Here is a 14,433-nt window from a genome sequence, read left to right on the forward strand (position 1 = left end):
GATCGTCGCCCTGAGCACCGCCCAGGCCGCCTCGCTCAACAGCGCCCAGGTCGCCGGCCTGAGCACCGACGCCGTCGCCGCGCTGGAAACGGCCGACCTGGTGGCCATCAAGACCGCCGCCATCGCCGCCCTGACCACCAACCAGGTCGTCGCCCTGACCACCGGCCAGGTGACCAGCCTGACCACCGCCCAAGTCGCCTCGCTGACCACCAACCAGATCGGCTCCTCGCTGAGCACCGACCAAGTGGTGGCCCTGACCTCCGGCCAGCTGGGCGCGCTGAGCACCGCCCAGTTCGGCGCCCTGTCGACCAACAACATCGCCGCCATCGAGACGGCCGACATCGTCGGCCTGAAGACCTCGATCATCGCCGCGCTGAAGACGGCGCAGCTGGCCGCCCTGACCACCGACCAGTTGTCCAACATGACCACCGGCCAGATCGCCGCCATCACCACCGCCAACATGGCGGCGATGACCACCGACCAGATCGTCGCCCTGTCGTCCAACCAGGCCGGCGCGCTCAGCTCGGCCCAGGTCGGCGCGCTGTCGACCAACTCCATCGTCGCCCTGCAGACCGAGGACTTCGCCAACCTGAAGACGGCCGCCATCGCCGGCCTGTCGACCAACCAGGCCAGCGCCCTGACCACCGACCAGATCGTCGCCCTCAGCGTGGCCCAGGCCGGCGCGCTCAACAGCGCCCAGGTCGCCGGCTTGAGCACCAACTCCGTCGCCGCGCTGGAAACGGCCGACCTGGTGGCGATCAAGACCGCCGCCATCGCCGCCATGAGCACCAACCAGGTCGTCGCGCTGACCACCGGCCAGGTGTCCAGCCTCACCACCGCCCAAGTCGCCTCGCTGACCACCAACCAGATCGGCTCCTCGCTGAGCACCGACCAAGTGGTGGCCCTGACCTCCGGCCAGCTGGGCGCGCTCAGCAGCAACCAGTTCGGCGCGCTGTCGACCAACAACATCGCCGCCATCGAGACGGCCGACATCGTCGGCCTGAAGACCTCGATCATCGCCTCGTTGAAGACGGCCCAGCTGGCCGCGTTGACCACCGACCAGTTGTCCAACCTGACCACCGGCCAGATCAGCGCCGTCACCACCGCCAACATGGCGGCGATGACCACCGACCAGATCGTCGCCCTGTCGTCCAACCAGGCCGGCGCGCTCAGTTCGCAACAGGTCGCCGCGCTGTCGACCAACTCCATCGTCGCCCTGCAGACCGAGGACTTCGCCAACCTGAAGACGGCCGCCATCGCCGGCCTGTCGACCAACCAGACCGGCGCCCTGACCACCGACCAGATCGTCGCCCTGAGCACCGCCCAGGCCGCCGCGCTGAACAGCGCCCAGGTAGCCGGCCTGAGCACCAACGCCGTCGCCGCGCTGGAGACGGCCGACCTGGTGGCCATCAAGACCGCCGCCATCACCGCCATGAGCACCAACCAGGTCGTCGCCCTGACCACCGGCCAGGTGAGCAGCCTGAGCACCGCCCAGGTCGCCTCGCTGACCACCAACCAGATCGCTTCCTCGTTGAGCACCGACCAGGTGGTGGCGCTGTCGTCGGCCCAGTTCGCCGCCCTCAGCAGCAACCAGTTCGGCGCGCTGTCGACCAACAACATCGCCGCCATCGAGACGGCCGACATCGTCGGCCTGAAGACCTCGATCATCGCCTCGCTCAAAACGGCCCAGCTGGCCGCGCTGACCACCGACCAGTTGTCCAACCTGACCACCGGCCAGATCAGCGCCGTCACCACCGCCAACATGGCCGCGCTGACCACCGACCAGGTCGTCGCCCTGTCGTCCAACCAGGCCGGCGCGCTCAGCTCGCAACAGGTCGCCGCGCTGTCGACCAACTCCATCGTCGCCCTGCAGACCGAGGACTTCGCCAACCTGAAGACGGCCGCCATCGCCGGCCTGTCGACCAACCAGACCGGCGCGCTGACCACCGACCAGATCGTCGCCCTGAGCACCGCCCAGGCCGCCGCGCTGGGTAGCGCCCAGGTCGCCGGCCTGAGCACCAACGCCGTCGCCGCGCTGGAGACGGCCGACCTGGTGGCGATCAAAACCGCCGCCATCGCCGCCATGAGCACCAACCAGGTCGTCGCGCTGACCACCGGCCAGGTGAGCAGCCTGAGCACCGCCCAGGTCGCCTCGCTGACCACCAACCAGATCGCTTCCTCGTTGAGCACCGACCAGGTGGTGGCGCTGTCGTCGGCCCAGTTCGCCGCCCTCAGCAGCAACCAGTTCGGCGCCCTGTCGACCAACAACATCGCCGCCATCGAGACGGCCGACATCGTCGGCCTGAAGACCTCGATCATCGCCTCGCTCAAAACGGCCCAGCTGGCCGCGTTGACCACCGACCAGTTGTCCAACCTGACCACCGGCCAGATCAGCGCCGTCACCACCGCCAACATGGCGGCGATGACCACCGACCAGGTCGTCGCGCTGTCGTCCAACCAGGCCGGCGCGCTCAGCTCGCAGCAGGTCGCCGCGCTGTCGACCAACTCCATCGTCGCCCTGCAGACCGAGGACTTCGCCAACCTGAAGACGGCCGCCATCGCCGGCCTGTCGACCAACCAGACCGGCGCCCTGACCACCGACCAGATCGTCGCCCTGAGCACCGCCCAGGCCGGCGCGCTGAACAGTGCCCAGGTCGCCGGCCTGAGCACCAACGCCGTCGCCGCGCTGGAGACGGCCGACCTGGTGGCGATCAAAACCGCCGCCATCGCCGCCATGAGCACCAACCAGGTCGTCGCCCTGACCACCGGCCAGGTGAGCAGCCTGAGCACCGCCCAGGTCGCCTCGCTGACCACCAACCAGATCGGCTCGAGCCTGAGCACCGACCAGGTGGTGGCGCTGTCGTCGGCCCAGTTCGCCGCCCTCAGCAGCAACCAGTTCGGCGCCCTGTCGACCAACAACATCGCCGCCATCGAGACGGCCGACATCGTCGGCCTGAAGACCTCGATCATCGCCTCGTTGAAGACGGCCCAGCTGGCCGCCCTGACCACCGACCAGTTGTCCAACCTGACCACCGGCCAGATCGCCGCCGTCACCACCGCCAACATGGCGGCGATGACCACCGACCAGATCGTCGCCCTGTCGTCCAACCAAGCCGGCGCGCTCAGCTCGCAACAGGTCGCCGCGCTGTCGACCAACAGCATCGTCGCCCTGCAGACCGAGGACTTCGCCAACCTGAAGACGGCCGCCATCGCCGGCCTGTCGACCAACCAGACCGGCGCGCTGACCACCGACCAGATCGTCGCCCTGAGCACCGCCCAGGCCGGCGCGCTGAACAGTGCCCAGGTCGCCGGCCTGAGCACCAACGCCGTCGCCGCGCTGGAGACGGCCGACCTGGTGGCGATCAAAACCGCCGCCATCGCCGCCATGAGCACCAACCAGGTCGTCGCGCTGACCACCGGCCAGGTGAGCAGCCTGAGCACCGCCCAGGTCGCCTCGCTGACCACCAACCAGATCGGCTCGAGCCTGAGCACCGACCAGGTGGTGGCGCTGTCGTCGGCCCAGTTCGCCGCCCTCAGCAGCAACCAGTTCGGCGCCTTGTCGACCAACAACATCGCCGCCATCGAGACGGCCGACATCGTCGGCCTGAAGACCTCGATCATCGCCTCGCTCAAAACGGCCCAGCTGGCCGCGTTGACCACCGACCAGTTGTCCAACCTGACCACCGGCCAGATCAGCGCCGTCACCACCGCCAACATGGCGGCGATGACCACCGACCAGATCGTCGCCCTGTCGTCCAACCAGGCCGGCGCGCTCAGCTCGCAACAGGTCGCCGCGCTGTCGACCAACTCCATCGTCGCCCTGCAGACCGAGGACTTCGCCAACCTGAAGACGGCCGCCATCGCCGGCCTGTCGACCAACCAGACCGGCGCGCTGACCACCGACCAGATCGTCGCCCTGAGCACCGCCCAGGCCGGCGCGCTGAACAGTGCCCAGGTCGCCGGCCTGAGCACCAACGCCGTCGCCGCGCTGGAGACGGCCGACCTGGTGGCGATCAAAACCGCCGCCATCGCCGCCATGAGCACCAACCAGGTCGTCGCGCTGACCACCGGCCAGGTGAGCAGCCTGAGCACCGCCCAGGTCGCCTCGCTGACCACCAACCAGATCGGCTCGAGCCTGAGCACCGACCAGGTGGTGGCGCTGTCGTCGGCCCAGTTCGCCGCCCTCAGCAGCAACCAGTTCGGCGCGCTGTCGACCAACAACATCGCCGCCATCGAGACGGCCGACATCGTCGGCCTGAAGACCTCGATCATCGCCTCGTTGAAGACGGCGCAGTGGGCCGCCCTGACCACCGACCAGTTCACCAACCTGACCACCGGCCAGGTGGCGGCGATCACCACCGCCAACATCGCCTCGCTGACCACCGACCAGGTCGTCTCGCTGCGTTCCGACCAGGCCGGCGCGCTCAGCTCGCAACAGGTCGCCGCGCTGTCGACCAACGACATCGTCGCCCTTGAAACGGCCGACTTCGCCGCGCTGCGCACCGCCGCCATCGGCGGTCTGTCGACCAACCAGGCCAAGGCCCTGACCACCGACCAGGTCGTCGCCCTGACCGTGGCCCAGGCCGGCGCGCTGAGCAGCGCGCAGGTCGGCGCCTTCAGCACCGACAGCGTCGCCGCCCTCGAGACGGCCGACCTGGTGGCCCTGAAAACGGCCGCCATCGCCGCCCTGAGCACCGGCCAGTTGGCGGCCGTGACGACCAGCCAGATCGGCACCCTGCTGACCGCGCAGATCGCCGCCCTGACCACCAACCAGCTGTCGGCCGGCCTGACCACCGACCAGGTGGTGGCGCTGTCGTCGAACCAGCTCAACGCGATGAGCACCAACCAGGTCAGCTCGCTGACCACCGGCGCCATCGCGGCGATCGAGACGGCCGACATCGTCGGCCTGAAAACGGCCGCCATCGCCGCGCTGCGCACCGCCCAGGTGGCCGCGCTGACCACCGACCAGGTGACCAGCCTGAGCGCCAACCAGGTCGCCGCCCTGACCACGACGCAGCTGTCGTCGGCGCTGAGCACCGACCAGGCGGTGGCCTTCACCACCGCCCAGGCCGCCGCGCTGAGCTCGGCCCAAGTGGCCGCGCTGTCGACCAACTCGGTCGCCGCGCTGCAAACCGAGGACTTCGCCGCGCTGAAGACCTCGGCCATCGCCGGCCTGTCGACCAACCAGGTCAAGGCCCTGACGACCGACCAGATCGTCGCCCTGGCGACGGCCCAGGCCAACGCGCTGAGCAGCAGCCAGGTCGCCGCCCTGAGCACCGACGGCATCGCCGCCCTCGAAACGGCCGATCTGGTCGCCCTGAAGACGGCCGCCATCAACGCCCTCAACAGCGCCCAGGTCGCCGCCCTGACCACCGGCCAGGCCGCCTCGCTGAGCACCGCGCAGGTCGCCTCGCTGAGCACCGCCAACCTGGCCGCCGGCCTGACCACCGACCAGGTGGTGGCGCTCAACTCGGCGCAGCTCAACGCGCTGAGCACGGCGCAGGTCAACGCGCTGTCGACCGGCTCGGTCGCCGCCATCGAAACGGCCGACCTCGCCGTCATGAAAACGGCCTCGATCGCCACGCTGCGCACCGCCCAGGTCGCCGCGCTGACGACCGACCAGGTGGTCGCCCTGTCGACCGCGCAGATCGCCGCGCTGAGCACCAACGCCCTGTCGGCCGGTCTGAGCACCGACCAGGCCGTCGCGCTGGGCACGGCCCAGGTCGCCGTGCTGTCGTCGGCCCAGGTGGCTTCGCTGAGCACCGCCGCCGTCGCCGCCCTCAACACCGAGGACGTCGCCGCGCTGAAGACCGCCTCGTTCGCCGGCCTGACCACCTCGCAGGTGGCGGCGCTGACGACCGACCAGATCGTCGGCCTGAGCACCGGCCAGATCGTCGCCTTCACCACCAAACAGGTGCAGGCGCTGACCACCAGCCAGCTGGTGGCGATGGAGACGGCCGACTTCGTGGCCCTGCGCACCGGCGCCATCGCGGCGCTGAGCACCACGCAGATCCGCTCGCTGACGACCGACCAGATCCACGCCTTGACCACCAGCCAGGTCTGTGCGATCACCAGCGCCCAGGTGCCGGGCCTGAGCACCGACCAGATCAACGCGCTGCCTTCGCCGCTGGGCACGCCTATCGTGCTCGACCTGAACGGCGACGGCATCAACACCCTGGCGCTGTCGGCCGGCGTGCAGTTCGACCTGCTGGCCACCGGTAGCAAGGGCGGCACGGGTTGGGTCGGCGGCGGCGACGGCTTGCTGGCGCTGGACCGCAACCACGACGGTCTGATCAACGACGGTGGCGAGCTGTTCGGTTCCGGCACCACGCTGGCCAACGGCCAGAAGGCCGGCAACGGCTACCAGGCCATGGCCGAGCTCGACAGCAACGGCGACGGCGCCATCAGCGCCGCCGACGGCGCCTTCGCCGACCTGCGCGTCTGGGTCGACGGCAACGCCGACGGCGTCAGCCAGGCCGCCGAGCTGAAGTCCCTGAACCAGCTGGGTATCACCAAGCTGAACCTGGACGGCAAGCAGGATGCCTCGCTCAACAACGGCAACATCGTTGGCGCGACGTCGACCTTCGAGACCAGCGACGGCAAGACCCACGCGGCGGCCGACGTCTGGTTCGCCATGGACCAGGCGGCCAAGGCGGCGGCGGCGCCAAGCGACCTGCGCGGCAGCGTCACCGGCCTGGTGCAGGCGATGTCCTCCTTCGGCGGCGCCGGCGCCACCGAAGTGGCACCGTCGACCACCAAGCTGGACGTGCAGGGCAGCAAGGTCGGCACCAGCGTGGCCCAGCTGGCCGACGTGCTCAAGCAGTTCGACGCCAACGGCAAGGCGCTCGGCGGCGGCGAACAGCTGTCCTCGTCCGACGACACGCTGCGCCTGAAAGCGCTGCAGTCGAACGGCGGCCACGGCTTCCTGGCGGCACCGAAGTAAGCCGGCCCGGCGCGCGGCGGCGGGAGACCCCCGCCGCGCGCCGGCGGCAGTGAAAAGCGGCAAGACTTGACGGTCTTGCCGCTTTTTTATTATGTGCACAGAAGCATCAAAAAGAGCGCCGGGAAGCACTGCCCTGGGTTAGAATCCCAGAGCGAGATGCGCTGACGCAAGCTCTATCCATTTCCTTTGCCACAATAGAAGGTGAACATCGATGTTGTCATGTGCGCCCCTGCATTCGTCCCCTCACAATGCACGATAAATTTCCCCACACCGCAATCCAGTGCCTGACCGCGATCGCCCAGCACCACGGCCTGCAAATCAATCCGGAACGCCTGATCGACGACTACGCCATGGGCGCCGAGGAGCCGGGCAACGGCCTGCTGCTGCGCATCGCCGCCGACATCGGCCTGAAGGCCAAGCTCGACAAGCTGAGCTGGAGCCGCCTGCTGGCCCAGGGCGGCGTGTTCCCGCTGATGGCCCGCCTCAACGACGGCAACATGGTCATCGTGGTCGGCGTGCGTGCCGACGACGGCGACGGCCAGGTGGCCCTGCTCAACCCGATCACCGAGAACGCCAGCGTGACGCTCGAGTCGCGCGCCGACTTCTGCGCCCGCTGGGGCGGCGAGGTGCTGTTCGTCAAGCGCCAGCACAAGCTGACCGACCCCAACCAGCCCTTCGGCCTGCGCTGGTTCATCCCCGAGATCCTGAAACAAAAGGCGGCCTTCCGCGACATCTTCATCGCCGCCGTGGCGATGCACCTGTTGGCGCTGGCCTCGCCGATCTTCTTCCAACTGGTGATCGACAAGGTGCTCACCCACCAGAGCCAGACCACGCTGTGGGTGCTGGCCGTCGGCATCGTGCTGGCGCTGGTGTTCGACGCCACCTTCGGCTTCCTGCGCCAGACGCTGACCCTGGCCGCCTCCAACAAGATCGACATGCGGCTGACCCGGCGCACCTTCGGCCACCTGCTGTCGCTGCCGATCGACTACTTCGAGACCAGCACCGCCGGCGTCGTCACGCGCCACATGCAGCAGCTCGAGAAGATCCGCACCTTCCTCACCGGCCGGCTGTTCTTCACCGGCCTCGACCTGATCGCCCTGTTCGTCTTCCTGCCGATCCTGTTCGCCTACTCGCTCAAGCTGGCCCTGATCGTGCTGCTGTTCGCCGCCATGATCGCGGCGGTGGTGATGGCCATGGTGCCGACCTTCCAGCGCCGCCTCAACGCGCTCTACGCCGCCGAGGGCCAGCGCCAGGCGATGCTGGTCGAGACCATCCACGGCATGCGCACCGTCAAGGCGCTGGCCATCGAGCCGAGCCAGCGGCGCATCTGGGACCAGCGCTCGGCCGAGGCGATCACCATGCACTTCCGGGTCGGCCAGATCTCGATCGCCGGCAACTCCGTCACCGACTTCCTCGGCAAGCTGCTGCCGGTCACCCTGATCGTCGTCGGCGCCCAGGACGTGTTCGACCAGACCCTGTCGGTGGGCGCGCTGATCGCCTTCCAGATGCTGTCGGGCCGCGTCACCGGCCCCTTGATCTCGATCGTCGGCCTGGTCAACGAATACCAGGAGACGGCGCTGTCGGTGCGCATGCTGGGCGAGGTGATGAACCGCGCCCCCGAGGGCCGCGCCGGCGCCGGCGGCCTGCGCCCCGTGCTGAACGGCGAGATCCGTTTCGAGGACGTCACCTTCCGCTATCCGGGCGCGCAGGCGATGGCGCTCGATAAGGCCAGCTTCACCATCGCGCCCGGCACGGTGGTCGGCATCGTCGGCCGCAGCGGCTCCGGCAAGACCACCCTGACCAAGCTGATCCAGGGCCTCTACGGCGTGCAGGAGGGCATCGTCCGCTTCGACGGCATCGACGCCCGCGAGATCGAGCTGTCGCATCTGCGCCGGCAGATCGGCGTCGTGCTGCAGGAGAACTTCCTGTTCCGTCGGCACGGTGCGCGAGAACCTCACCGTGACCAAGCCGGACGCCTCCTTCGAGGAGATCCTCGAGGCCGCCGCCGCCGCCGGCGCCGACGAGTTCATCGAGCGCCTGCCGATGGGCTACGACACCCTGCTCGAAGAGAACGCCGCCAACCTGTCGGGCGGCCAGAAGCAGCGCCTGTCGATCGCCCGCTCGCTGCTGGCCAAGCCGCGCATCCTGATCCTCGACGAGGCGGCCAGCGCGCTGGACCCGGAGAGCGAGGCCATCTTCATCCGCAACCTGTCGCGCATCGCCGTCGGCCGCACCGTGGTGATGATCTCGCACCGCCTGTCGACCCTGGTCAACGCCAACACCATCCTGGTGATGCAACAGGGCCGCCTGATGGACAGCGGCCGCCACTCCGAACTGCTCACACGTAGCGAAACTTACCAGCACCTATGGAACCAGCAAACAAGCCACCTGTGACCAACCGCCGCCGCAACAAGGACGAAACGGAGATCGACTTCCTGCCGGACGCCGACGCCATCGAGCGCGGCCCGCTGCCGCGCTTCGTGCGCACCACCCTGCACGTGCTGCTGGCCGCCTTCGCCACCTTCATCCTGTGGGCCAGCCTGTCGCACGTCGAGAAGATCGTCGTCGCCAAGGGCCGCCTGGTCAACCCGCAGCCGAACATCGTGGTGCAGCCGCTGGAGACCTCGATCATCCAGCGCATCGAGGTGCGCGCCGGCCAGGTGGTCAAGAAGGGCCAGTTGCTGGCCACCCTCGACCCCACCTTCACCCAGGCCGACGAGGCCCAGCTGCGCGCCCGCCTGGCCAGCCTGGACACCCAGACCGCCGGCCTGCGCGCCGAGCTGGCCGGCCAGCCCGGCGCCGCCGCCGCGGCCGCGGCCGGGCAGAGCGCCGACAGCCTGCTGCAGTCGCAGCTGTCGAGCGAGCGCCAGGGCAACTTCGCCGCGCAGAAGAGCAAGATGGACCAGAACATCGCCCGCCTGCAGGCCGGCCTGGAGACCAACCGGCGCGACCAGTTGATCCTGGCGCAGCGCGTCAAGTCGCTGCGCGAGGTCGAGGCGATGCAGGAGCAGCTGATGGCCGAGCAGTTCGGCGCCAAGATGCACCTGCTCGAGGCGCGCGACCGCCGCCTCGGCGTCGAGCGCGACATGATCATGCAACTCAACAAGGCGATCGAGATGGAGCGCGAGCTGGCCTCGGCCCAGGCCGAGCGCGCCGGCTTCGCCAAGAACTGGCGGCAAGAAGATGCTCGACTGGCTGCTGGCGGCCACGCGCGAGCGCGACGGCGTCAACGAGCAGCTGGCCAAGGCCGACAAGCGCCACCAGCTGGTGCAGCTGACCGCGCCGGCCGACGCCGTGGTGCTGGAGGTGGCCAAGCTGTCGCAGGGTTCCATCGTGCGCGAGGCCGAGACCATGTTCACCCTGGTGCCGCTCGGCGCCGCGCTGGAGATCGAGGTGCAGATCGACTCGGCCGACATCGGCTACATCAAGGTCGGCGACGCGGCCCACATCAAGGTCGACGCCTTCTCCTTCCAGCAGCACGGCTCGCTCGACGGCAAGGTGCGCTCGATCAGCCAGGACGCCTTCCGCCGCGAGGCCAGCAACCAGGCCCAGGGCCTGGACGCCTATCTACCTGAGCCGCATCAACCTGGGCCCGGCCAAGCTGCACCACATGGCGCCGGGCGCCCGGCTGCTGCCGGGCATGACGCTGGCGGCCGAGATCGTGGTCGGCGAGCGCACCGTGATGTCGTATTTGTTGTGGCCGTTGACCAAAGCGGTCGACGAGTCGATCCGCGAGCCCTGAGGCGCCGCGGCAAGCCTATCCCCTCCGAACCGCGAACAAGGACCAAGCATGCACTTAACCGTAGACAACGGCTTCATCGACCGTAAAATGGATGTCGACAGCAAGATCATCGACCGGGTCATCGCCTCGTACAACAAGGCCAAGGCGGTGCAGAAGGATGCCGCCGAGGAGTACCAGGTCAGCCACATGTGGCTGCCGATCTACCAGGGCTACATGGGCAAGGTGATGGAGGTGATGGCCAGCGGCAACGCCGCCGAGCTGGCCAAAATCTACGGCAACTTCTTCCGCGAGACCTGCAGCATCGGCATCCACGGCATGCCGGTCGACATGGAGAGCACCTACTTCTCCGGCAACGTCAGCGACGACGCCAAGGGCAAGTACATCGCCGACATCATGCACCGCATGCAGATCTGGCTCGACTCGATCGGCAAGACGGCGGGCCTGGAGGCGCTGCAGACGCCGCAGGTGGGCAATCCCTACGGCTTCGAGATCGACGGCAAGTTCTTCCGTTTCGGCGTCGACTACCAGCACTACTACGCCACCATCATCAGCCGGCTGATCCGCAGCGAGGGCCACACGGCGGTGCTCGAGCTGGGCGGCGGCTTCGGCGGCCTGGGCCACTTCCTGATGCGCGACAACAGCAACTTCACCTACATCGACGTCGACCTGCCGGAGAACATGGCCTTGAGCGCCTTCTACCTGCTCAGCGCCTTCCCCGACAAGAAGATCGCGCTGTACGGCGAGATCGACCTGGCCACGGCCGACCTGAGCCAGTACGACGGCGTGGTGCTGCCGAACTTCGCGCTGGCCGAACTGAAGAACGACTCGGTCGACCTGGCCTTCAACTCCTACAGCCTGGCCGAGATGTCGCTCAACAACGTGGCCAACTACGTCCAGCAGTTCAACCGGCTGGCCTCGAAGTTCATCTACCACGTCAACCACACCCGCATCCCGCCAGTGCGGGCCGACGACTTCGCCTTCGACTTCGACAAGTTCGAGCTGATCTCGCGCGCCCCGGCGCTGTGGAACCTGGCGCGCAACAAGGACATGGACGAGTACGAGTACCTGTACAAGGCCAAGCGCCTGAGCTTCCGCTAAGCGGCCGCGCCGGCCCGTCCGGCGGCGACAAAAAAAGCCCGCCCCCGCGTTCGCGCGCGGGGGCGGGCTTTTTTCATGCTCAGGCGGTCAGGCGCGCCAGGATGGCGTCGACGTTGTCGGGCGTCAGCGGCTGGTAGAGGATCTCGCGGTTGCGCAGGATGGCCTGGTCGTCCAGCTTGGAGAAGTCGAGCCGGCTCATCTTCTCGACCACCTCGGGCGCGAAGCGGTGCTTGATCAGCTTGGCCGGGTTGCCGCCGACGATGCTGTAGGGCGCCACGTCGCGCGTCACCAGGCTGCCGGCGGCGACGATGGCGCCCTGGCCGATGCTCACGCCGGACAAAATGGTCGTGTTGTAGCCGATCCAGACGTCGTCGCCGATGACGATCGGCCCCTTGGTGCCCGACTCGGCCGTGCCGAAGTACTTGGCCATGAAGGGGAAGGTGGAGAAGCCCTCGTAGTGGTGGTTGCCGCCGAGCAGGAACTTGACGTCGTCGGCGATCGAGACGAAGTTGCCGATGCGCAGGCCCTCGTCGCCGCAGCCGAAGGTCCACACCGTCAGCCCGCCGTAGCTCTTGCGGCCGGCCGTCACGCGGTTGAAGTCGAACGGGCCGTAGCAGCGCGTCAGGCTGATCTCGTTGTGCGGGTTGAGGGCGCGCCAGTGCGCGCTCATCTGCGCCTGGTGCTGCTCCTGCGCGCTGGGCTGCGGCGCCGCCGGCACCGCCGCGGCGGCCGCCGCCGGCGCCACGTCGATCAGATGCTCGACCGCCTGGTAGAAGTAGGGATCGTGCAGGTAGTCCTGCATGAAGGGGAAGAAGCCGGTCTTCTGGAAGCCGTTGTCCTTGTCGAAGTAGTAGGGAATGATGTGCTTGATGAGCACCGACTTCTTCTCGGCCTGGAACACGGCGTCCTCCAGCGGGCCGGGCGCCAGGTAGAGCTTGAGCAGCCACAGGTAGTTCTGGCCGAACACCTCGGCGATGTTGTAGCCGCCCTTCTTGCCGATGTTCAGGCCGGTGAAGTAGGGCTGGTACAGCACGATCGCCCGCTTGCCCATGGCCATCAGGCGCAGCAGCACGTCGGTCTGCACCAGGCGCAGGCTGGTGTGGCGGCCGAAGTCGGTCATGGCGAGGAACTCCTCGCGCCACATGCCGAAGCCGCCTATCCAGGTGCAGAAGAAGGAGACGCGGCGGACGAAGTCGTTGATGTTGTTGAGCACCTCGATGGGGTTGCCCTGGTTCATGTTGCCGTTGGTGAAGAAGATCACCGGCCGCTCGGCCGCCGTGGCCTGCACCACCTTGAGCATCTCGGCCAGGCTGCCGTTGTTGATCAGCAGGTTGTCGTTGTGCAGCTTCAGGTAGTCGCCGCGGCCCAGGCGCATGACGATGTCGAAGTTCTTGTCGGCCTGCACCGGCTCGGCGTTGCGGTGGTAGCGCACCTTGCCGGGGAAGGCGGCGGCGTAGCGGCGGCCGACGGCCTCGGTCTCGTCGTCGGAGAAGTTGTCGGAGATCACCACCTCGATTTGTTCGCCCTCGACGAAGGCGGCCTGGGCGCAGATGCTGGCCAGGGTTTGCTCGAGGAAGGGGGCGCGGTTGAAGGTGGGGATGCAGATCGAAAGGACGGGGCTGGTTTCTGCCATGACGGGTTGCCTAAGGTGGAATGGGTTGCGGCCGGGGGAAGGGCGGGCGGCCGCGCGGACGCGGCCGTCCGGCCTAGGCGTCGTCGCGCAGCAGGGTCTGGATCTGCGCCAGCAGCGACGCGGTGTCGATGCCGTGTTCGCGCAGCAGGTAGTCCCAACTGCCGTTGAATTCGGAGAAGCGGTCGTTGATGCCCAGGCGCAGCACGCGGGCGCGCGCGCCGCCCAGGTCGCCGACCGCCTCGGCGACGGCGCCGCCCAGCCCGCCGATGCGGTTGTGTTCCTCCAGCACCACCAGGTTGTCGAAGCGGCGCGCCAGCCCGGCCAGCTGGGCGTGGTTGATCGGCTTGATGGTCGGCACGCTCCAGACCGGGTTGTCGCCCAGCCGCTCGGCCAGCAGCATGGCGCTCTTGACCATCGAACCGGTGGCCAGGAAGGCCGTGCGGGGGCCGCCAGAGGCCGCGTCGGCGGCGCCGCCGCGCACGGCCACCAGGTCGCCGAGCGGCGCGCTGAGCGCCGTCTGGTGGATCTCGCCGACGTCGGACTTGCCCATGCGGATGTAGACCGGCCGCTTGAATCTCAGCGCGTGGGCCATCGCGTAGTCCATCTCCCTGGCGTCGCAGGGCGAGAGGATGTCGAGCTTGGGGATGGCGCGCAGCACGGCGATGTCCTCGGCCGACTGGTGGCTGCTGCCCAGCGCGCTGTAGACGATGCCGGCGCCGTCGCCGATGAACACCACCGGCATGGCCTGGTAGCAGACGTCGAGCTTGATCTGCTCGAGCACGCGCACCGGCACGAAGCAGGCCAGGCCGTAGACGATGGGCTTGTAGCCGGCCTTGGCCAGGCCGGCGGCGACGCCGACCATGTTCTGCTCGGCCACGCCGCAGTTGATGAATTGATCCGGACGGTGCTTGCGGAAGTCGTCGAACAGGGCGTAGCCATGGTCGCCCGTCAGCAGCAGCACCTTGGGGTCGGCGATGGCGGCGGCGGCGATGGCGTTGGAAAATGCGGTTCTCATGG

The 14,433-nt window shown here is 68.3% G+C and carries 6 protein-coding genes and 3 pseudogenes; 7 read left to right on the forward strand and 2 right to left on the reverse strand.

The window, feature by feature from the left end; translation table 11 throughout:
* Nucleotides 1-100 precede the first annotated feature (100 nt).
* The 7 genes and pseudogenes from QC826_RS30650 (at nucleotide 101) to QC826_RS30675 (ending at nucleotide 11,783) form a co-directional block, all read left to right on the forward strand.
* Nucleotides 101-6,943 carry a heme utilization protein gene (locus tag QC826_RS30650; protein ID WP_279763789.1) on the forward strand — a complete coding sequence of 2,281 codons (6,843 nt, stop codon included), beginning with the start codon at nucleotides 101-103 and terminating at the stop codon, nucleotides 6,941-6,943.
* A 248-nt stretch (nucleotides 6,944-7,191) separates the two neighbouring features.
* A pseudogene (locus tag QC826_RS30655) lies at nucleotides 7,192-8,781 on the forward strand (peptidase domain-containing ABC transporter); the annotation flags it as partial.
* 121 nt (nucleotides 8,782-8,902) lie between these two features.
* Nucleotides 8,903-9,337: an ATP-binding cassette domain-containing protein gene (locus tag QC826_RS30660; RefSeq protein ID WP_279763790.1), complete on the forward strand. Its 435-nt coding sequence runs from the start codon at nucleotides 8,903-8,905 to the stop codon at nucleotides 9,335-9,337.
* Nucleotides 9,310-9,624 (forward strand): annotated as a pseudogene (locus QC826_RS31880) (HlyD family type I secretion periplasmic adaptor subunit); the annotation flags it as partial. The gene QC826_RS30660 and the pseudogene QC826_RS31880, both read left to right, overlap by 28 nt.
* A gap of 502 nt (nucleotides 9,625-10,126) precedes the next feature.
* Nucleotides 10,127-10,462, forward strand: a pseudogene (locus tag QC826_RS31885) (HlyD family efflux transporter periplasmic adaptor subunit); the annotation flags it as partial.
* A 91-nt stretch (nucleotides 10,463-10,553) separates the two neighbouring features.
* Entirely contained in the window at nucleotides 10,554-10,685 is a 132-nt protein-coding gene (locus QC826_RS30670) for a hypothetical protein (protein ID WP_279763792.1), read from the forward strand.
* Nucleotides 10,686-10,733: 48 nt separating this feature from the next.
* Nucleotides 10,734-11,783: a putative sugar O-methyltransferase gene (locus QC826_RS30675; RefSeq protein WP_093391188.1), complete on the forward strand. Its 1,050-nt coding sequence runs from the start codon at nucleotides 10,734-10,736 to the stop codon at nucleotides 11,781-11,783.
* Between the two features lie 79 nt (nucleotides 11,784-11,862).
* Here QC826_RS30675 and QC826_RS30680 read toward each other — a convergent pair whose 3' ends face one another.
* The gene (locus QC826_RS30680) at nucleotides 11,863-13,416 is read right to left on the reverse strand and encodes a glycosyltransferase (protein WP_279763793.1); all 1,554 of its coding nucleotides are present in this window, start codon (nucleotides 13,414-13,416) and stop codon (nucleotides 11,863-11,865) included.
* Between the two features lie 73 nt (nucleotides 13,417-13,489).
* The gene (locus QC826_RS30685; RefSeq protein ID WP_279763794.1) at nucleotides 13,490-14,431 is read right to left on the reverse strand and encodes a transketolase family protein; all 942 of its coding nucleotides are present in this window, start codon (nucleotides 14,429-14,431) and stop codon (nucleotides 13,490-13,492) included.
* Nucleotides 14,432-14,433 lie beyond the last annotated feature (2 nt).

The sequence above is a fragment of the Rugamonas sp. DEMB1 genome, from assembly GCF_029834475.1.
Lineage (GTDB): Bacteria > Pseudomonadota > Gammaproteobacteria > Burkholderiales > Burkholderiaceae_D > Rugamonas > Rugamonas rubra.